General features: G+C 28.1%; 18 protein-coding genes. 3 read left to right on the forward strand and 15 right to left on the reverse strand.

The window, feature by feature from the left end; all coding sequences use genetic code 11:
• Nucleotide 1 precedes the first annotated feature (1 nt).
• The 3 genes from KO488_RS01675 (at nt 2) to KO488_RS01685 (ending at nt 2757) form a co-directional block, all read left to right on the forward strand.
• Entirely contained in the window at nt 2–427 is a 426-nt protein-coding gene (locus KO488_RS01675; protein ID WP_216057050.1) for a hypothetical protein, read from the forward strand.
• Between the two features lie 159 nt (nt 428–586).
• Entirely contained in the window at nt 587–1012 is a 426-nt protein-coding gene (locus KO488_RS01680; protein WP_216057051.1) for a hypothetical protein, read from the forward strand.
• A gap of 170 nt (nt 1013–1182) precedes the next feature.
• Nucleotides 1183–2757 (forward strand): nitrite/sulfite reductase, encoded by a 1575-nt coding sequence (locus KO488_RS01685; RefSeq protein WP_216057052.1) that lies wholly within the window; start codon nt 1183–1185, stop codon nt 2755–2757.
• 27 nt (nt 2758–2784) lie between these two features.
• Here KO488_RS01685 and KO488_RS01690 read toward each other — a convergent pair whose 3' ends face one another.
• From KO488_RS01690 to KO488_RS01760, 15 genes are all read right to left on the reverse strand, one after another.
• Nucleotides 2785–3282 (reverse strand): YgjP-like metallopeptidase domain-containing protein, encoded by a 498-nt coding sequence (locus KO488_RS01690; RefSeq protein WP_303571958.1) that lies wholly within the window; start codon nt 3280–3282, stop codon nt 2785–2787.
• The gene (locus KO488_RS01695) at nt 3279–4640 is read right to left on the reverse strand and encodes a sensor histidine kinase (RefSeq protein WP_216057053.1); all 1362 of its coding nucleotides are present in this window, start codon (nt 4638–4640) and stop codon (nt 3279–3281) included. Before KO488_RS01695 ends, KO488_RS01690 begins: the two co-directional genes overlap by 4 nt.
• Before the next feature lie 136 nt (nt 4641–4776).
• Nucleotides 4777–5169, reverse strand: coding sequence for a hypothetical protein (locus KO488_RS01700; protein ID WP_216057054.1), 393 nt, complete (start codon nt 5167–5169; stop codon nt 4777–4779).
• Nucleotides 5170–5179: 10 nt separating this feature from the next.
• The gene (locus KO488_RS01705) at nt 5180–6361 is read right to left on the reverse strand and encodes a hypothetical protein (RefSeq protein WP_216057055.1); all 1182 of its coding nucleotides are present in this window, start codon (nt 6359–6361) and stop codon (nt 5180–5182) included.
• Nucleotides 6362–6364: 3 nt separating this feature from the next.
• Nucleotides 6365–8398 (reverse strand): dynamin family protein, encoded by a 2034-nt coding sequence (locus tag KO488_RS01710; RefSeq protein WP_216057056.1) that lies wholly within the window; start codon nt 8396–8398, stop codon nt 6365–6367.
• Nucleotides 8398–10746 (reverse strand): dynamin family protein, encoded by a 2349-nt coding sequence (locus KO488_RS01715; RefSeq protein ID WP_216057057.1) that lies wholly within the window; start codon nt 10744–10746, stop codon nt 8398–8400. Before KO488_RS01715 ends, KO488_RS01710 begins: the two co-directional genes overlap by 1 nt.
• A 104-nt stretch (nt 10747–10850) precedes the next feature.
• Nucleotides 10851–11585 carry a fumarate reductase iron-sulfur subunit gene (locus KO488_RS01720; RefSeq protein ID WP_216057058.1) on the reverse strand — a complete coding sequence of 245 codons (735 nt, stop codon included), beginning with the start codon at nt 11583–11585 and terminating at the stop codon, nt 10851–10853.
• On the reverse strand, nt 11585–13570 hold the full coding sequence (locus tag KO488_RS01725) for a fumarate reductase flavoprotein subunit (RefSeq protein ID WP_216057059.1): 1986 nt from the start codon (nt 13568–13570) through the stop codon (nt 11585–11587). The genes KO488_RS01720 and KO488_RS01725 overlap by 1 nt, the downstream gene beginning before the upstream one ends.
• Complete coding sequence (locus KO488_RS01730) at nt 13570–14370, reverse strand: fumarate reductase cytochrome b subunit (RefSeq protein ID WP_216057060.1); 801 nt, start codon at nt 14368–14370, stop codon at nt 13570–13572. Before KO488_RS01730 ends, KO488_RS01725 begins: the two co-directional genes overlap by 1 nt.
• A 222-nt stretch (nt 14371–14592) precedes the next feature.
• On the reverse strand, nt 14593–16113 hold the full coding sequence (locus tag KO488_RS01735) for an NADH-quinone oxidoreductase subunit N (protein WP_216057061.1): 1521 nt from the start codon (nt 16111–16113) through the stop codon (nt 14593–14595).
• Nucleotides 16110–17597 (reverse strand): complex I subunit 4 family protein, encoded by a 1488-nt coding sequence (locus KO488_RS01740; protein WP_216057062.1) that lies wholly within the window; start codon nt 17595–17597, stop codon nt 16110–16112. The genes KO488_RS01735 and KO488_RS01740 overlap by 4 nt, the downstream gene beginning before the upstream one ends.
• Before the next feature lies 1 nt (nt 17598).
• A complete protein-coding gene (gene nuoL / locus KO488_RS01745) occupies nt 17599–19485 on the reverse strand; it encodes an NADH-quinone oxidoreductase subunit L (protein ID WP_216057063.1) in 1887 nt (628 codons plus the stop codon).
• Entirely contained in the window at nt 19482–19796 is a 315-nt protein-coding gene (gene nuoK / locus KO488_RS01750; RefSeq protein WP_216057064.1) for an NADH-quinone oxidoreductase subunit NuoK, read from the reverse strand. The genes nuoL and nuoK overlap by 4 nt, the downstream gene beginning before the upstream one ends.
• On the reverse strand, nt 19793–20323 hold the full coding sequence (locus tag KO488_RS01755) for an NADH-quinone oxidoreductase subunit J (RefSeq protein WP_228318955.1): 531 nt from the start codon (nt 20321–20323) through the stop codon (nt 19793–19795). Before KO488_RS01755 ends, nuoK begins: the two co-directional genes overlap by 4 nt.
• Nucleotides 20313–20819 carry a NuoI/complex I 23 kDa subunit family protein gene (locus KO488_RS01760; RefSeq protein WP_216057065.1) on the reverse strand — a complete coding sequence of 169 codons (507 nt, stop codon included), beginning with the start codon at nt 20817–20819 and terminating at the stop codon, nt 20313–20315. Before KO488_RS01760 ends, KO488_RS01755 begins: the two co-directional genes overlap by 11 nt.
• Nucleotide 20820: the final 1 nt, after the last annotated feature.

A 20820-nucleotide genomic window follows, 5' to 3' on the forward strand; every position in this document is an offset into this window, starting at 1 on the left:
TATGAAAAAGATTTTTGCAATGACACTAGCAGTAGTGTTATTTATACCAAATTTATTAAGTGCAGATTCTGCAAAAGGTTTAAATGTTATTCTAACATCGAAAGATTCACAAACTCAGATGATGGCTATGGTTTTATCAATGGCTACATTAAAACAAAATAAAAAAGTTAACATGACTCTTTGTTCAAGTGCAGGTGATTTAGCTGTAAAAGGAATGGAAAGTGAAGTTCTAAAACCTATGAATAAATCTCCTAAAATGATGCTTCAAGCTATTATAAAAAAAGGTGGAAATGTTATGATTTGTCCTATTTATTTACCAAATGTGAATAAAGATAAATCAGTATTATTGGAAGGAATTACATTTGCAACTCCAGCTGGTGGAGCGAAAGAACTTTTAGATTTAGACTTTCAAAATTTAACTTACTAATATAATAGATAGAAGGAATTTATTTCTTTCTTTTAATATTTAATATAATAAGTTTTACTTATGTATTAAATATTAGAATTAATTATAATGTAAGTATACAAATAATATAATCCTTTACTTTAGTTAATGACTAAAATATATATTAAAAGGAAGAATTATATGAAAAAAATATTCGCAATCTCATTAGCAGCTATGCTATTCATCCCAAATTTACTAAGTGCAAACTCTGCAAAAGGTCTTAATGTTGTAGTTACATCTGCTGACGCACAAACACAACTAATGGCAATGGTTTTATCAATGATGACATTAAAACAGAAGAAGGAAGTTAATATGACTCTTTGTTCAAATGCAGGAGATTTAGCTGTAAAGGGTATGAAAAGTACTGTTTTAAAACCACAAGATAAAAGTCCAAAAATGATGTTACAAGCTATTATGAAGCAAGGTGCAAAAGTTACTGTTTGTCCTTTATACTTACCAAATGCAGGAAAAGATGCATCTGTTTTATTAGATGGAATTACTGTTGCGAAACCTATGGATGTTGCAAATAGTTTATTAAATACTGAATATCAAAACTTAAGTTACTAAAAACTAATATATTAATTTAAGAAGTAAGAGAAAATCATTTCTCTTACTTTTTTTTACTTCAATACTTATACCTATGTAAAATAATCAAGATTAAATTAATAGTATATTTAAATTTATATGATATAATTTTAGAAATTAATTTAAAAAGATATAAATATTAGGAGTCCTTTATGGCAGAAAAAGAATTATCAGCTGTTGAACAGCTAAAAGCTTCTAGAAATCCTTTACATGTTGTTGAAGATATGTTCAAAGAAGCGCAAGAGGGAATACCTCTAAGTGATGAATATATTGGCTTATTAAAATGGTATGGTATGTATCCACATATTAATGCAGATGAAACTGAAGATAAAAAATATTTTATGAAAAGAATCAAATTAGTTGACACTAAGATGAATCAAAAACAATTAGCAGTAATGGCAAAAATTGGACTGGAATATGCTCAAGGTTTAGTTGATATTACAGATAGACAAAATATACAATTTCACTTTATTCAAATAAAAGATATTCCAGCAATTTTTAAACTTTTAGATTCTGTTGGTTTAACGTCAAGAATGGCATCAGGTGATGGTCCTAGACCTATCATGACTTCACCTGTTGGTGGAATTGATGCTGATGAAATTATTGATGCTAGTATTCTTGCACGTGAAGTTGATACATATTTTGATGAAAATGAAGACAGATTTTGTAATTTCCCAAGAAAATACAAAATAGGAATTTCAGGATGTTCAAGACATGCAGCGGCTCATGAAATCCAAGATGTAGCATTTACAGCATTTAAAGATGAAAAAGGTGAAGTTTTATTTGATTTAACACTTGCTGGTGGACTTTCAAAATCAAAGCAAATTGCATTAAGAGCTAATAAATATGTTAAGCCTGAGCAAGTAAAAGATGTAGCAGTTGCATGTGCTGAAATCTTTAGAGATTATGGAAATAGAGCAAATAGAAATAAAGCAAGAGTTAGACACTTAGTAAATGAGTGGGGATTAGAAAAATTTGTAGATGAAATTGAAAAAGTTATTGGCTATGAATTACAAGATGGTTTAGAAGAACCAGAAATTACTCCTTTAGAAAATAGAAATCATTTTGGTATTCATAAAGCAAAACAAGAGGGTGAATCATTTATAGGATTTGCTACAAATTCAGGAAGAGTTGATGGTGAAGACTTTAAAACAATAAGTGATATTTGTAATAAATATAACGCAGGTGGAATGGCTTTAACTTCTACTCAAAACTTTATTATTTATGGTGTAAAAACTGAAGATGCACAAGCACTTGCAGATGAAATTGATGCATTAGGATATCCTTATTCTCCAACTCCTTTTAGAGCTAGATTACAGTCATGTACAGGTAGAGAATTTTGTAAGTTTGGTATAACTGAAACAAAAGAATATGCTAAAAAAGTAGTAATAGAATTAGAAGAAAAAAATCCTGATTTTACTGAAACGGTAATGATTGCAATTTCAGGTTGTGGAAATGGATGTTCACACCCACAAATCTCTGACATTGGTTTTGTTGGAACTAAAGTAAGAGATGAAGATGGGAAAAGAGTTGAAGGTTATGATGTTTTATTAGGTGGACAACTTCAAGGTGAAAAGGGAAGTAGAATTGCTCATAAAACTGGTGTAAAAGTTGAAGCTTCTAAACTTGTGGATTTTGTAGGAGATTTAATATCTTCTTATAAAGCAGATAATTTAGGTCAAGATTCTTTCAGAGACTATTTAAACATAGTTGAATTAGAAAAGTAAAACTAAAAGTCTAAAAAATATGGAAAGTTAATATAACTTTCCATATAAATCTAAGTGAATTAAATAAACTCTTAAATCAAACTCTACTTGATGATAATCTTCTTGAATAAATGTACATAAATTATAAAAAGCTTTATTATGCTCTTTTTCTTTAAAATGAGATAATTCATGAACTATAATCATTTCTAAAAATTTTTCTGGTGCATTTTTAAACATAGAGGCAACTCTTATTTCATTTTTAGATTTTAGTTTATTTCCTTGAACTCTTGAAATAATTGTATGCATTCCAAGAGCGTTGCTGATTACGTTTATTTTTCCATCATACATAACTTTTGAAACTTGAGATTTTTTAAAATATTCATTTTTAAGATTCATTACATATGAGTATAAAGCTTTATCAGTTTTAATCTCATGTTTCTTTGGGTATTTATTTCTTAAATAATCACCTAGCTTTTCTTTGTCTATTAAGGCTTGTATTTGGTTTTGTATTTCTTGTGGATAGTGTTGTATGTACTTTAATTTCACTTTAAATTAATCCTATCATTTTGTATCTTATTAAAAGTGTAAGTAAAAATATTTTGATTGTCTTTATATGTTGCTTTATATGAAATATCATATTTATCACATATATTTTTTACAATATTTAAACCTAAGCCTAAACCTCTTTTTGATTCTTCTTCTCTATAGTTTTTTTCAAATATTTTATTTTTGTCTTTTATTTCTTTTGCAAAACTTTTAAATTCTAAAATGATTTTATCACTATGTCTTGATTTAAATAAATTAATATAAATAGGCTTTTCTATTTGTGCATATTTAATAGCATTTGCTATATTATTATCAATTATTCTTTCACATTCTACAATATTTATATAAGCATAAATATTTGTATCAATATTTGCTTCTACTTCTTTTAAATTCATTTTACAAACAGTTTGAAAAAACTCAATTCTTTTTTCTAGCATTTCACTTAAAGATAAAAGATTAGGATTATATTTGATAGAATCATAAGAAGTTATATATGATAAATCTTCATATGAATTTGATAACATGTTTATAGAGGCATCAATTGAGTCTATATAAGATGTTAAGGAATCATCTTTTTGCAAGTGCCTTATCATTTCTGCATTCATAAGAATACTAGATAAAGGAGTTCTTATTTGATGTATAGTATCTGCAATAAAACGTTTAATATCATTTTTTGCTATATCTAATTCTTCATGATTCTTTTCTAACTTTGAAATAAAAGTGTTAATAGAATTTACAATTAATCCTAGTTCATCTGAGGAAATAGAAGATAATCTTTTGTGGAAGTTTGCTTTTCCTTGCGAAATACTTTCAGCCTCTTCAACAATTTGTTTTATTCTTGAACTCATATCTTTGTAAATATAATAAAGACCTAAGGATGATAATAATAGCCATAAAATAAAAGCATAACTACTCTCAAATAAAACTCTACTTGATGTTGATGAGATTGATGAAATATCATTTTTGATATCATTTTTAATTATTTCTCTTGTACTTTGAAAAAGTTCTAAAATTTTATTGTATTTACTTACAACTAAAAGCGTTTTGATATGTATATAGTCATAATTATTATTATCTTCAATCAAATCATCAGATAAATCACTAGCTTCAATATAATATTCATTAAATGCTTTTTCTATTTCTATTATTCTATTTTTAAAAGTAGTATGTTTAAGGTTTTGCAAACTTCTTTGAATTTCTTTTGCATATGGATTCGTTTTTTTTACCCAATCTAATTCTTTCGCAACAACAGCACTATGAAGTTCAAAAGAAATCTTTTGTAATAAAAACTCATTATTATAAATAGTTTCATAAATTGGAATAGATTCTTTGTTGATTTGATAAATCGTTTTTTTCATATATGTTGTATTGGATAAAATATATATATAAAAAAGTAGAAAAAACATAAAACCAGTCATTGAAGGTATTAGAAATTTTTTAAGTATGGATAAAGAATTATAATACTTAGCAAATTTTTTCAAGAAGCTCATAGTTTTATTTTTCATATATTATTTTCCAATTTTTATTAATATTTTTTTTGTCAATATAAATTATTGTATTTTTTTCATTAAGTTTTTGTTTTATTTCTTCACTACTTAATCTTCTAGGTATTGGTTCTCTTCCTGTAAAAACTAGTCTAGCCCAATAACTACTATATTGAAGAATATCTTTATCAATAATATTATTAATAAATCTTTTATGTAACTCTTTATTTTTTGATAGTAAAGGTTTAATTTTAATGTTATTGATTTTATTTACTTTTGCTAAATATAAATACTTGATGGATTCTTTAGATAAACTACTAATATCTGAATTTTTATTTGTTACTATTACAATTTTTGCTTGTATTATTGATGTAAAAATAAATAAAAATAGTATTAATTTCATAATTAAATTCTTAAAAAATAAAATCTATTGCAAATGAGTAGATATTAGAGTTTGAATTTTCATAATCACCAGTAGCATTTAGATTAAAACCTCCATTTGTACCTTTAGGTCTAATTCTTTGATACTCAAATTTAAAATCAATATTTTGATTTATATGATATTTAAATCCTAAAGTTTTTGTATCTTGCGCAACATTTTGAATTTCTATCAAATAATTTAATCTATGATCTTCAGTATTTATAGTTGTATTCTCATCCATTTTGATTTTTGCATATGTAAAATATGGTATTAAAGCTCCAAATCTATATCCTAATGTTGTATAAAAGCCTGAAGTACCTAAATAAAAGGAATCAACTTTTCTTTTTCCATATTCACTAGAGAAAATGAAATTATGATAATCTATAAATAATCCTAATCCAAAATATTCAGCATTTTTATCTTTCATTTCATATTTATTTGCTAGTGTAATTAGATTTTTTTTACCTTTTAATGAGGAAAAGATATTATCAATAAATTTGTTTTTTGTTGATATCTTTCCATGTAAATATGAGGCTCTAGCTTCAATTATATCATTTCCAAAAGTGAAGTTTATTGCTTTTAAGTCTTTTATTTTATTCTTAAACTCTTGATTTAGAGTTTGTATTGGAATATTAAAATCTTCTTGACCATAACTTCCTTGCAGAGTATAGAAATATTTATTAATTAAATTAGAATAAATAAATTCTACACCATTATATATATTAAATGGCATTTGTCCATATACTTCAATTGCTTCTCTAATCATTAGTTTAGAATAGCCAATATTATTATTATTAGAATTTTTATAATAGGGTAGTTTAATTCGACCTATTTTAAAGATAAAATTTTCATTAGAATCATATTTTAAATAACTCCAATCTATAGAGGGTTTAATATCTCCAAAATCATCTTTTCTTATTATCCCTTGAGTTATTAAAGATAAATTATCATTAAATTTATAACTTAGTTGAGATCCAAGTATACTATCTACATAAGCATTTATTTTTTTTGAGGAACCATCTTTACTATGAGGACCTTTTGTAAATTTATACTTATTATTATCATTATAAACTGCACCTAAAGTTCCAAAAAACTTTAGATCAAGTTTTGATTCTTGAGCCTTTAAGCTTAAGCTTAAGCTTAAAAATATCGATAAAAAAAGAAGATACCTCAAATTTTAAACTTCTTCTTTTATTTTTTCTAGGTCTTTTATTTTTTGAATATATTCTGCTTCTTTTGACTTAACAAAACTGATTCTATCTTCATTTATATCTAAATATTGATCTTTTGAGTATTTTGCAATTTTAAATAAATAATTTCTTCTTGAAGTTAAAAAATCCTCAATTTTATCAAACCCAAAATTTGCTTTTAATTTTGCAAGTATTTCATCTTCTCTTGGGTGTTGAATTGCAAATCTTGTTGGTTCTTTTTTGTATAACTCTTCAGATTCTTTAATTTGTTCTTCAAAGTAAGCAATAGTTGCTTGTGTTGTTTGAATATATGAATAAGATAATGCTCCATTAAAATAAGCAAACTTTTTTCTTAAAGCTGAAATATTTTCTAAAATTGCTCTATGATAGGATCTTAGTACATTTTCATATACTTTTGCTGCGAAGTGTCTTGTGTTTGAAAACTCAGCATCAGAGGCAATTTCTCTATTTTTTTTAATAAGTTCATAAGGCTCTTGCCATTTTCTCACTTCTGTTTTTATATGTCGGTAAACTTCTCTAAAAGCTTCATCTGTGTTTAACTCTACATTTTTAAGTAGTTTGATTGATCTTTTAAACATTTTATCAATAGTTTGATCATCATAAAATAAGTTTTTATAAATATTATCTGCATTTATCCAGTATGTTTCAAATTTAATTTTTTGAATTTTTTCAGATTTTAAAAAACCTCCTGATGACTCTTCAAATCTAAATGCAGGTCTTCTTTGTATATTTTTATAAGTCTCATTTGCAACTTTTTCCATAATACTTTCAAGGGAATTATAAATAGTAAATAACTCTTTAGAGTGTTTACTATGGATTTCATCAAATTGTTTAAGTACTTTCTCTTCACAAGATTTTAAAACATTAGCTAAAGCATCATATACTCCAATAATTGTTTTATATTCTTTTATTAAAATATCACAGATACCTTTTAAATCTTTTTTAATTGCATACTCTTTTGATTCTGCAGCTTTTGGTCTCATTTCATTTTCAATAAAATCTAGTACTTCTTGAATATTTGATTCTTCTAATAATTTTAAATTTGAAGAGGTATCTGAATTGTGTATTTCTTTTAATTTATTTTGGAAATTATCATATTTTTCTTCAAAGAAATTTAAAGTATTTGCATTTAAATTTGTATTTAAATCTTTTTTGAAATCTTTTAAAATTGCATCAACTGAATCTTCAATAAGTACGTTTTTTTGTAAAGCTCTTGCATCAAGCGCCATTTTTGCTGATATTGGAGTTACTTGTGCAAAATATTTACCAAATTTATCTGAAACATATTTTGTAGTTGTTTCTACTTGTTCTTGAGAAAACTTATCTTTTTGATTTAAAACACATAAAGATTTATCTTTAAAAAGTTGCATATATTCTTCAAGAACTTTTGCTTCTGACTGCTTTCCTGCATTATCAATAAGTGTTAGCCAAATAATTCCACCAACATCTCTTAAAACACTTCTAGTAGTATCTGTATCACTTTGTGATTGTGAGTTAAGTCCTGGAGTATCTACAAAAGATATTTCTTTTAAAATATCCATAGGCGCATATAGAGTTAGATATTTAATATCTTTCATATCTTCTTGTCTTTGATCGGTGAAGTCTGATATTGCTTCTATTGGAGCATATTCTTGAGCCCCTGAATAGTAAGTAATTTTAAGTTTATACTCTTCTCCATAGCTAATAAAGTTTACTTTAGAAGTAACTGGTGTAATTCCAGTTGGAAGAATATTTTTTGAAAGTAGGGCATTTAAAAATGTTGATTTACCTGCTGAAAATTGTCCTGTAATTGCAACTTCCATTGGAAATCTTGCACGTCTAATTTGCTTTTGTAAAATACTTTCTAATTGTTTAGATGGAAAGAATTTTTGTGATAAAAGTTGATCTTGAATTTTCTTTATATCTCCTATTAATCCCTCATCATAAATTATTTCAATTTCTTTATAAGTATCTTTAAACTCATTAATAAAACTATCTAATATTTTTAAATTTGCACTCATTATTTTAGTCCTTTAATATTAGAAGAAATTTGATCTAAATTCTTTATTTTTTTATGTATTTCTATAGATAAATTTGCTCTATTTTTATCATTATCTTCAAAGGATTTTATTTGATTTTGTAAAATATTTTCTTCATCTTGAAGTTTTTGTTTAACTCTATTTAATGGAGCATTTAATGTTTCAAAAAATGTTTCAACTAAATAGTTTGAGATTTTATTTGCTTTTGTTTTTATATTTTCTTCTATTGCTTCAAATTGACCTTTTATAAAATTCTCTATTTCTCTATCTAGTTCATTTAATTTAGAAGCTTTTGATTTAGAGACAGCTCCTGTAATTTGAGAAATTAGAATTTCATTATTAGAAGTTAAAAATCCTGATTTAAAATCATCTTGAAAAAATCCTCTTGCATCAAAATTGTCATTTTTATGACCTAATACAAAACCAAAATCTTGATATTTTTGCTCACATTGCTCACCAATACTTTGAGATTTTACAATAAATTTATATCTATAATCTCTTATAACATCAATAATTCCATCTTTGATTGCAGTTTCAACAATTACTTTAATTCTTGAACTTTCAGGTTTTTTCTTTGTTTTTTCAAAACTATATCTTACATCTGAAATTACTCTTTGTTTTATAACAGTTTGAAGATCAACCAATTCACTTTCCAAAAATGTTTCTAGTGAGTCTATATAGTTTTTTGCATCTTTTTTATAATAAACAATATCTTCATTCATAGCATCAAAGATTCTTTTATTTACTACTTTCTTTTTTTCAAACTCTGTTAACTCTGTTTCTAACTCTTCTTTTGATTTAGATAAAAGTTTTAATTCATAGTTTAAAGATAAGTTCTTTTTTTCTAATGTTTTTAAAAGTTGAGTTTTTGCAGATTGGATGATTATTTCACCCTTTTGTGAGCTAGAACCAAAAAGTGTTTCATTTAAATAGTTTTCAATCTCTAAAATACCAGTGTCTTCTAACGTGAATCCTGCATCTAAAGCTTCTTGTTCTTTTCCTGTTCTATGTAATAAAGCCATTTTCCCCGAGATTGGTATAAACTTTATTGTTTTTAAAATATAATCAAGTTGTGAATCTTTATTTTGAGCTTTTAGTTGTTTTTCAATTGATGATTTTGTATAAGATATTACTTCTTCTAACTGCTCTTTTGATACAGTATCTGCTCTTGTAATTACCACTAAAAGTTTAGAAATATTTTGATAAAGTAGGGCATCAATTATAAACTCAACATCTTTTAATGTAGCACTTTGAGATACATTCATTAGATGAAGCATCATATCACATTGAGAAATATATTCTTTAGTGATTTCTTCTCTTTGAATAACTGGATCATCTAGACCTGGTGTATCAACTATTTCAATACCATCTGATAAAAAGTCTAGATTTGAACCTAATTCCACATATTTCACAAGATTACATCTTTTACCCTCAGCTTCTGCAGATGTATATAATGAAAGGTCATTTATATCAACTTCATCAAATCTTGATTCTTTTTGAATATATGAGTTTAGTTCATCGCCAAATATCTCAATCGTTTCATTTACATAATCTCTCATTGATTCAAGCTCTAAAGCAGCAGTTTCAATTTTTCCCCATTCTTGAGTATTCCAATAAAATACTTTTGCTTTTTCTTGAGTATTATGTTTTACAACTGTTAAGTTTGCAGTTTCTGGAACTACAGCACTTCCTAAAATCTCTTTTCCCATTAAAGCATTAAGCATAGTAGATTTTCCAGCATTCATAACACCAGTAATTCCAATAGAGAACTTTTGGTTATTTAGATAATCTTTTGTTTCACATAATTCATTTAGTGTCATTTCATTTTTTGTTAAAGATTTAATCTCTTCGACAATATCTTCTAATATTGGTTTTAATTCTTTAAATGATAATTTTTTATTATCCATATTTTTTACATCTAAATCTAAATCTTCATTATTTATATCTAGTTCTTTATGATCAAATAGTGAAGATAGTTTTTGGAAATCATCACTATTTACTATCTCTGATTTCTTAAGATAATTAAAAGATTCATGTAAAGTATCAATATAGTCTTTTGATTTAGTTTTTGCAATATTTTCAACAATATTATGTTGTAAGTGATTTAATTCACTAATATTAGAAGGTGTTTTTACATTTAATTGTTGGCAATATGTTTTAAATGATGTCAATGGTAAGTATTTATCACAATTTTTTCTAGTTGTACTTAATATTAAAGCATAAATAGAATATAAATCATTTGTTATGTTTGTATCAATTTCTTCAACATCTAAGTTTTGTTCAAATGTGATTCCATGATAAAGTAAAAAGTAGTCATTAGCTAAGCTCATTATATCTCCCTAAAATACAAAAAGTTAAATATCAAAACTATTGATACTTAACTTTTTATACATTTTATTAATGAAAGTACGAAGAGGGAAATCCTCTTTCGTAATTATCTTAATGCTACTAATTTTCTTCGTAAGTAAGCAATTTTATTTTGTAATGGTAAGTGTTTTGGACAATGGTCTTCACAAGCTAATAAAGACATACAACCAAAGATTCCATCATCATCACCAATTAATTCATAGAAATCTTCAGCAGTTCTTTTATCATGAGGATCTACCTCAAATCTTGCAACTCTGTTAAGTCCAACAGGTCCAACAAAATCTGGTCTCATAAGTTTTGTACCACAAGAAGCAACACAAATACCACATTCGATACATCTATCAAGTTCAAAAGTTGCATCAGCTACATCTGGATCAACTTTCTCTTCAAGTTTAGTAATATCATTCTCTTCACCATTATCAACAATCCAAGATTCAACCCTTTTAGACATTGCATCCATCCATTTACCAGTATTAACTGATAAATCTTTGATAAGCTCAAATGCAGGCATTGGCATTAATTGTAAATTTCCTGTAGGATAATTTGCGATTAATGTTCTACATGCAAGTGCTGGTTTACCATTTACTACCATTCCACAAGAACCACAAATCCCTGCACGACAAACGAAGTCAAATGATAAATCTGGATCATACTCTTCTCTAATTTTCATTAATGCAATAAAAAGAGTCATCCCTGGAGTCTCTTCTAATTTATAATCAACGAAGTGAGGTTTAGAAACCTTAGATCGTGGATTAAATTTAAGAACAGATATTGTTATTTCTCTACCTTTTTCAATACTCATTATAAGTCTCCTACTCTTTCATTTTTTTCTCTATAGTTCATTGGTAAATCAAATGGCATTAACGCATCTTGGATTTCATGTCTATCTTTACCCTCAGCTTGCATTTTTTCAGTTACTTCGTCAACTACAGCTTGTCTTTTTTCTGATAATTCATTTTCAATAATCATACCCTTAGCCCCATAACCTCTAAATGCTGGTGGCATTTCCATAGTCATAATATCTAATTCTTCATATGTTATTGTAGGAAGTGTATCACTTGGATTTGGCCAAGAAGTTAATGTTCTGTTTAACCAGTTTGCATCATCTCTTTTTAAGTAATCTTCTCTATAGTGAGCACCTCTAGATTCCGTTCTCTCTCTTGCACCTTTGGCTACACAAAGTGCAATTTTAAGCATTCTTGGAACTCTATAAGCTTCTTCAAGTTCAGGATTTCCAACTCTTTCTTTAGATTTAACATTAATATGTTTAGTTTTCTTTAATAGTTCTTCAAGTTCATTAACCGCTTCTGCTAATCTTTTACCATCTCTAAAAATTCCAACTTTTTCATCCATTAGGTTCTGCATTCTATTTTTAATTCTAAAAATATCTTCAGGTCCTTCATAAGCTAAAATTTGGTCAATATACTTATCTTGTTCGTCCATGAATTTTTGAACAGTTTTTGTTCCAATTACTACATCATTTTCAATACAATAGTCTGCGAAATAGTTTCCAACAATCATACCAGCAACTACTGTTTCTGATACTGAGTTTCCACCAAGTCTATTAAATCCATGCATATCCCAACAAGATGCTTCACCACAAACAAATAAACCATTTAATTTTTGTGATTCACCTGTAGGTTTAGTTCTAATTCCACCCATAGAGTAATGTTGCATAGGAAGAACTGGCGCCCAACCTTTTTTACCTTCATCTGCTGGATCAATTCCATTAAAAATTTGACAAATCTCTTGAACATCTCTTAAGTTCTTTTCAATATGTTCTCTACCTAAAATAGAAATATCTAACCAAATGTGATCACCATATGGAGAAGGCACACCTTTACCATTTCTAATATGTTCAATCATTCTTCTAGAAACAACATCTCTAGATGCTAATTCTTTCTTTTCTGGTTCGTAATCTGGCATAAATCTATGACCATCAACATCTCTTAAGATTCCACCATCACCACGACATCCTTCAGTTAATAAAATACCTGATGGTACAATTGGAGTTGGGTGAAATTGAACAGCTTCCATATTACCTAAAGTAGCAATTCCTGTTTCAAGTGCAATAGCTGCACCAATACCTTCACAAATTACAGCATTTGTAGTTTGTTTAAATACTCTACCATATCCACCAGTTGCAATACATGTTCCCTTAGCAACATATGCTTCTAATTCACCAGTAATTAAATCTCTTACAATTGCTCCATAACATCTTTCATTTTCATGAATTAATGATAATGCTTCTTTTCTATCTCTAATATCAACATCATGTTTTAACGCTTCATTAGCAACACCAAATAACATAGTATGTCCCGTTGCATCAGCAGTGTAACATGTTCTCCATTTTTTAGTACCACCAAAGTCTCTAGACATAATTAAACCATGTCTATCAGCATCTTCAGTAATTGTTGTTTTTTTAGCATTAATAACAGCTTCTCTTGAACCTTCTCTAACTCTAGTCCAAGGAACACCCCAACCAGCTAATTCTCTAATTGCTTTTGGTGCAGTGTGTACAAACATTCTTGCAACTTCTTGATCACATCCCCAATCTGAACCTTTTACAGTATCAGCAAAGTGCATATCTTCATTATCACCATCAGACATCTTAGAGTTTCCTAAAGATGCTTGCATTCCACCTTGAGCAGCTGCAGAGTGAGATCTTTTAACTGGTACAAGTGATAATACTACTGTATTTAAACCTTTTTTTTGTGCAGCAACTGCAGCTCTTAAACCTGCAAGTCCTCCACCAATTACTAGTGCATCACAGTAATTAATTTTCATTATGCGATTCCTCCAATAGTTTTATTTGTTATTTTATATTCCATAACTTTTGCTGTTGGCACAAATCTTTCACCAACTTTTCCTGCTTTTGCATGATCATAACCTATTTTCATATAAGCTGCTAATGATAAGAAACCTAATGTTAAGAAGAATATAGTTAATGCCCATTTAACTTTTTTAAGTGCAATTCTAGTAGCTTTTGGATTTTCACCATCAAACCATCCCCATTTAACACATAATCTGTAAAGACCAATAGTTCCATGTAATTCAACTGCAATTAATAAAAGAATATATAAAGGCCACATCCATTCAGACCAGATTCTATCTGCTGATGCATAAGGACCAATTGCATCTGAATTTGTCATGATAATATATAAATGCACTGAACCTAAGAAGAACATAGTAAAACCAGTTCCTGCTTGAGTAAACCAAAGTTTAGTATCATCATGATCCATATTTTTAGAGTGTGCTCTCATTACTTGGAACTGCTTAAAGTTACCAGGTAATTTTCTCATACCTAATCCCGCATGCGCAATAAAGATTACAAAGATTACAAAAGCTGTAATACTTACTAAAATAGGACTCCCCCCATCAATAATAAAGCTAGCTTCTAATAGCTTTGTAATTGTATACATGAATTCTTCAGATATTAATATCGAAGATACTAGTAACATATGTGCCCACATGAATAATGCTAAAAATCCACCTGTAACACTTTGTAAATAGTCAAGTTTAGCAGGTAGTCTACTTTTCTTCCCCTCAACTGTTTTACCTAAATAGCCTTCTATAAGGTTACTCATATTCAATCCTTTCCAGTGACAAAATTTATTTTATAATAGCGTAATAATAGCGAAAAGGTACTTCAGTTTTGTTTATTTTTCTATGTATTATAAATGTACAATTGTATAATTAATTATCATAAGGATAGTAATAAAGGCCCATTATATGGGCTTTTATAATGTACAATTTTTGATTGTACAGTTGAAGTGTTTAGAAAGTATTGTGTTACTAATTAACACATTCTATTTTATAAATAAAGATTGAACAGCTGTTTGACTTAAAGCAATCAATGTATCTATATTTAATATTGGAATAAAGAATACAATTGCAGATCCAACTCCACCTAATATTGTTAAAATTGCAACAAATGCAATTGCATAAGTTGAAACTCTTTTATCATTAAATCCTTCTATACTGCAAGTAAGTGGTGCAGGGTAGAAATACATAACAGCAATTAATTTAAAATAGTAATAAACTGAAACAATTGTTGCAATAATTGCTAAAACAGCAAGTGATATGTATCCTGCATTTATAGCTTCTGTAAATACGTAAAATTTACCAATAAAACCAATTGTTGATGGAATTCCTGCAAGAGAGAAAAGGAATATTGTCATCATTGCAGCCAAGAAAGGTCTTTCATGTGCTAAACCTTTAAAATCATCATATGTAACTCTAACATTTGTTTCTGAAATAACATGAGAAGCTAATCCAAAAGCTCCAAGTGCTGATAGTAAATATGCAATTAAATAGAACATTGTTGCATATGCAGAATCTATATTTAAGATTTGACCATCTTTATATGAAAGGGCGATAAATGCTAGTAAAAGATATCCTGTATGGACTATTGAAGAAGCTGCTAACATTCTTTTTACAATATTTTGACTTACTGCTAACCATGTACCAAATACAAGAGTCAAGACAATAATTACTGATATAATCGTATCCCAAAAGTCAATAATAGGTGCTAAGTCTTGTAAAAATGCTCTCATGAAAAATGAGAAAATCGCAATTTTAAAAGTTGAGGCCATATAGGCTGTAATAACCATAGGCGCTCCTCTATAAACATCAAGAACCCACGATTGAAATGGAAATGCTGCAATTTTAAATAGGAAGGTAAATAGAATTAATGTCAAACCTATATAAACTAATATCATATCATCACCAGAGTGAGTTGATATGTATACACCTAATTCACTTAAGTTTGTAGTCGCAGCTGCTCCATAAACTAGTACCACACCAAGTAAATAAAAGGCTCCAATAAATGAACCTAATACTAAGTACTTGAATATTGCTTCAACTCTTTTAGAATCTTCAGTATTAACACCCACCATAATATAAACAGAAAAAGATGCAATTTCAAGTGCTATATATGCAGTAATCAATTCATTTGTATGGGATAATAACATCATTCCAAATAGTGCAAATAGCAAAATTGAGAAAAACTCACCTTTAAAATATGATCTATGTTGGAAATAATGCTCACCAATTAGAAGTGTTAATATAGTTCCAAGAATTAGTAATATATTAAAAAAGTTTGAAAATGTATCAAATATTAATACATTATTTACTAAATCATTATATGGTTGAACTGAATATAAATCAGTAAAGTGTAATGATGAAAAACCAAGTGCAATAAAAAGAAAAATACATGAAACTGTAATAAAATTTTTAACGCTATATCTTTCATACATACTCATAAACATCAGAGTTAAAGCTCCAACTAATATAGTAATTGCAGGAATTAAATATATAAATTCACTCATTTTGAAGCTCCAATATGTAAAATGTCATTTAAATAATGAGTAACTGTTGGCTCAAATTTATCTATAAATATTTCAGGATAAATACCCATTAAGAATACTAAAAATACCCAAGGAGCAAGCCCAATAATCTCTTTTATTTTTAAATCTCTCATAATTAGTGTCGGTGAACCTTCTGGTCTATCTTGTAGTATAGCTCTTTGAAACATCCACAACATATATGAAGCACCTACTACAACTGTAATTGCAGAGATATATCCTAAAGTATGATTAAATTCATAAATACCAAAAATAATTAGTAACTCAGATACAAAACCATTTGTTCCAGGAAGACCAACATTCGCAAATAACATAATTGCAAATATAAAAGTTAAAATAGGAGCTTGTTTTGCTATTCCTCCTAAATCTTTGATACTTTTAAACCCTGTTTCTTCATGTATTAATCCAACTAATAAAAACAGTGCTCCAGTTGCAATTGCATGTGCTATGATTAAATATAGAGCACCATTTATTCCATATTCATTTAGTGAGAAAATACCAGCTGCTATAAAACTTAAATGTGAGGCTGATGAATATGCAAACATTCTTTTAATATCATCTTGCATAAGTGCAGCAATTCCAAAATAAATAAGACCAAATAACCCAATAGCTACAAAGTACATTGAGAATTCAATGTATACTTCTGGAAAAATTGGAATCATAAATCTGACAATTGCGTAAACACCAAGTTTTGCCATTATCGATGATAAAAGAAAAACAGCGCCCGTTGGAGCGTTTTTATATGTTTCCATAATCCAAGTATGCAATGGAAAAATAGGAATTTTAATAGCAAAGGCTGCTAGAAATCCTAAAAATAACCATACTTTAGTTGAGTATTCAATTGTAGTAATTCTCATTAATTCATTATAAGCAAATGACCATACTCCAAACTCATTATGATATGCAACACCTAAATACAAAATTGCTACGAACATAAGCAGCGAACCTACCATTGTATAAACAGTTACTTTGATAGTTGTAAAAACTTTTTTCCCAAATCCATATGAACCAATCATAAGAAATACAGGTAAAAGCATAACTTCCCAGAAAAAATAGAATAATACAATATCTAAAGACAGTAAAGTTCCTGTAACTCCTGTTTGAACCAATAGCATATTTAACCAATATCCTTTAGTTCGACCTTCCCATAATAAAAGGTAAGAAGTTGGAATTAAAATTGCAATCATCATTAAAATTGTTAAAGAAAAACCATCTAATCCTACATAATAATTAATTCCATATGTTTCAATCCAAGGTACATTTGTAACAAACTGCATACCATCACTTGGAATAAACTCAATATAGATTTTCAGAACAAGTGCTAATATAACAGTTGTTGTTAAAAAAGCGATATTTCTAATAGTATTTACATCTTTAGTTGTAATCATTAAAGCAAAAGCAACAAGAGCAGGTAAAAATATTATAAATGAAAGTATATCTGGGCTCATACTATAATCCTAACTTAATATATAAATAAATAAATATGCATGTCATTCCAACAAGCATAAAGGCTGCATAAAATCTAACATTTGCATTTTGAGTTAAAGAAACTTTTTTACCAATGTTTACAAAACTATTTGAAGAATTCATAATAAAGCCATCAATAATTTTTTCATCTATTACTTTATCAATAAAAGTTGATACTTTTTTTGTAGACTGTACAAATAAATAATCATACAATTCATCAATATAAAATCTTTTACCAATTAGACCAGTTTCTTCTTCTGGATGATAGATATCAAACTTAGCATATTTCTTGTAAGCTACAAAAATACCAGAAGCAGCAACTGCAACTGAAAGAATCATTAAAATCCATTCTGTTAAGTGACTCATATGTATTGAAGTTGATTTTAATTGAACTAACCATGTATCAACTAAATGCTCCCCACCTAAAACAGCTGGTAAATTTAAATATCCAGCGGCAACTGCCCCTATTGCTAATAACAATAAAGGGAAAGTAATAGTTCTAGATGTATATTCATATTTTACATCATGTTTTGTAGGAGCTACAAAAACAATAAAATATAATCTAAACATATAAAATGCAGTTAAAAATGCTGTGAATAGTGCAATCCCCCAAATTAAGTATTCACCCTCTTGGAAAGCGGCTGCTAATATTGCATCTTTTGAGAAGAAACCAGAAAAGAATGGAACTCCTGAAATTGCAATCACACCAATTAAGAATGTAAATTTTATAATAGGCGTATGTGCTCTATGTTTAGCAATATCAAAGATATTTTGTCTATGATGAACGGCTAAGATAACTCCACCAGCTCCCATAAATAACATTGCTTTAAAGAAAGCATGTGTAAATACATGGAAAAGTCCAGTTGAATAAAACCCAAGACCAACAGCTATAAACATATAACCTAATTGACTCATTGTTGAGTATGCAAGTATTTTTTTAATATCAGTTTGTCTTGTTGCGATAATTGCAGCAAGTAGGGCAGAAAATGCACCAATATATGCTATTAATAAACCAATTTCTTCTATTCCCGAATAAAGGAAATGAAATCTTGCAACCATATAAACACCTGCTGTTACCATAGTAGCTGCGTGAATAAGTGCAGAAATTGGTGTAGGACCTGCCATTGCATCTGGAAGCCATACATATAATGGAATTTGAGCTGATTTACCCATAGCACCAATAAATAGTAAAACTCCCGATAATACTAATAACTCACTATTAGCATTTGCTATATTTGCTTCCAATGAAGAAAATGATAAATCAACTTCACCAAGTGCAAAGAATAAAGTTACAACTCCTAAAATAAATCCAAAATCTCCAACTCTATTTACAATAAAGGCTTTATTTGCAGCAATTACATTTTCAGCTTTTCCATAGTAGAACTTAATTAGTAAATAAGAACAAACACCAACACCTTCCCATCCAATGAAAAGAATAATTGGATTATCTGCTAGTACTAAAATTAGCATTGAAGCTAAGAATAAATTAAAGTAAGCAAAGAACTTACCAAATCCATTATCACCTCTCATATATCCAATTGCATAAATATGAATTAACCAACCTACAAAAGTTACAAACATTGACATAAATATTGATAAATTATCTCCTAATAAAGACATTCCAATATGTAATTTATCAATATCTAACCAAGTAAATAAATCTTGTTTAAACGTAATACTTTCATCATTCATTCTTAAAAATAGACTAAGAGTAATTAAAAAAGATATTAAAGGAGTTCCCGTTCCTATTAATGCAAATGTTAAATCAGAAACTTTTTCTTTCTTTATATGATAGAAATAAAATCCTGCATTTAATATAGCACCAATTAAAGGAGCTAATATAATCCAAACTAACAAGTTTGTATTCATGATTTTTCTCCTTGTTTTAATGTATTAAAGATATCAGTATCAAGTGATTTTCTTGATCGGTATAAAAGAATAATTACTGAAAGAAAAATTGCAGCTTCCGCTGCAGCTATTGCTATAACCATTACAGTGATTACTTGTGGGTCCATATTAAAATGATATCTTGCAAAAGTAACTAGAAATAAGTTTATTCCATTTAACATCATTTCAATTGACATGTAAATAACAAATATATTTCTTCTTGCTATTACCCCTATTGCTCCAATAGAAAAAAGCATCATTGCTACAAATGCATAAGATGTTAATGAAATCATGATTCTTCTCCTACATTTTTAATTTTAGAGGTTCTTTTTTTTGCAAGCACAACTGCACCAATAAGAGCTACTAAAAGTAAAATTGATATTAACTCAAAAGCTAATAGCCAGTTGTTATATAGTTGCATACCGATTGGTTTTATATCTCCAAAATTTGTTTGGGAAATAGAAAAATCTTTTGCTGGTAATTTTGCTACTGCTTTTAAAATTAAAATATTTAAAGGAATCATAATAACTGCACCCAGAGCAATTAACTGAAATTTTCTAGGCTCTTTTGGTAAATCCTCTTCTTTTATATTTAAGAACATCAAAATAAAAAGTATAAGTGTCATAATTGCACCTGCGTAAACTATTATTTGAACTAAGAATAAAAATGTTGCATTTAGAAGTGCGAACATACCTGCTACGCTAAGCATTGAAATTAAAACTCCAAGTGCACTATACATAGGATTTGCATACACAATCATTGCAATTGCACCAGAAATTGCTAAAAATGCAAGTGCCATAAAAATAATATCAGCCATCATTTAAATCCTTTGATCTTTCATTTGCCATTAGAGCTTTTTTATCTAATACAAATTCTTCTCGTGTTCCACCTGTAAAAGAAAAAATTCCTGTATCCATTCTAATTGCATCACAAGGACAAGCTTCAACACAATATCCACAAAAAACACATTCAAGTAGATCTATTTTAAACTCTTTTGGTCTTTTTTCATCATGCTCATCAAATCGTTCTTCTGCTTCAATGAAAATACAATCAGCAGGACATGCAGTTGCACACATATAACATGCAACACATTTTTCTGTTTCATCTTCCCATTTTGTAAGTCTATGAACCCCTCTGTACCTTTCATTTAAATCTGTTGGTTGAACTTCTGGATATTGCATAGTTTTTAATTGATCTACATCTTTTAAATTCTTTGTAAAATGGCTAAGAGTTGTTTTCATTCCACCTATTATCGCTGGAAGATATAATTTGTCTTTAAATGATTTACCGTATCTTGGTACTACTTTAATTCCCATC

It is taken from the genome of Poseidonibacter lekithochrous (genome assembly GCF_018861145.1).
GTDB lineage: Bacteria > Campylobacterota > Campylobacteria > Campylobacterales > Arcobacteraceae > Poseidonibacter > Poseidonibacter lekithochrous_A.

Excerpts from the sequence above, each read along its gene's own strand:
- KO488_RS01740 (WP_216057062.1), bottom strand. The coding sequence starts at position 17,597 with ATGAGCCCAGATATACTTTCATTTATAATATTTTTACCTGCTCTTGTT.
- KO488_RS01720 (WP_216057058.1), bottom strand. The coding sequence starts at position 11,585 with ATGAGTATTGAAAAAGGTAGAGAAATAACAATATCTGTTCTTAAATTT.
- KO488_RS01685 (WP_216057052.1), top strand. The coding sequence starts at position 1,183 with ATGGCAGAAAAAGAATTATCAGCTGTTGAACAGCTAAAAGCTTCTAGA.
- nuoL (WP_216057063.1), bottom strand. The coding sequence starts at position 19,485 with ATGAATACAAACTTGTTAGTTTGGATTATATTAGCTCCTTTAATTGGT.
- nuoK (WP_216057064.1), bottom strand. The coding sequence starts at position 19,796 with ATGATTTCATTAACATCTTATGCATTTGTAGCAATGATGCTTTTTTCT.
- KO488_RS01735 (WP_216057061.1), bottom strand. The coding sequence starts at position 16,113 with ATGAGTGAATTTATATATTTAATTCCTGCAATTACTATATTAGTTGGA.
- KO488_RS01715 (WP_216057057.1), bottom strand. The coding sequence starts at position 10,746 with ATGAGCTTAGCTAATGACTACTTTTTACTTTATCATGGAATCACATTT.
- KO488_RS01680 (WP_216057051.1), top strand. The coding sequence starts at position 587 with ATGAAAAAAATATTCGCAATCTCATTAGCAGCTATGCTATTCATCCCA.
- KO488_RS01675 (WP_216057050.1), top strand. The coding sequence starts at position 2 with ATGAAAAAGATTTTTGCAATGACACTAGCAGTAGTGTTATTTATACCA.
- KO488_RS01695 (WP_216057053.1), bottom strand. The coding sequence starts at position 4,640 with ATGAAAAAAACGATTTATCAAATCAACAAAGAATCTATTCCAATTTAT.
- KO488_RS01700 (WP_216057054.1), bottom strand. The coding sequence starts at position 5,169 with ATGAAATTAATACTATTTTTATTTATTTTTACATCAATAATACAAGCA.
- KO488_RS01755 (WP_228318955.1), bottom strand. The coding sequence starts at position 20,323 with ATGATGGCTGATATTATTTTTATGGCACTTGCATTTTTAGCAATTTCT.
- KO488_RS01760 (WP_216057065.1), bottom strand. The coding sequence starts at position 20,819 with ATGGGAATTAAAGTAGTACCAAGATACGGTAAATCATTTAAAGACAAA.
- KO488_RS01725 (WP_216057059.1), bottom strand. The coding sequence starts at position 13,570 with ATGAAAATTAATTACTGTGATGCACTAGTAATTGGTGGAGGACTTGCA.
- KO488_RS01710 (WP_216057056.1), bottom strand. The coding sequence starts at position 8,398 with ATGAGTGCAAATTTAAAAATATTAGATAGTTTTATTAATGAGTTTAAA.
- KO488_RS01730 (WP_216057060.1), bottom strand. The coding sequence starts at position 14,370 with ATGAGTAACCTTATAGAAGGCTATTTAGGTAAAACAGTTGAGGGGAAG.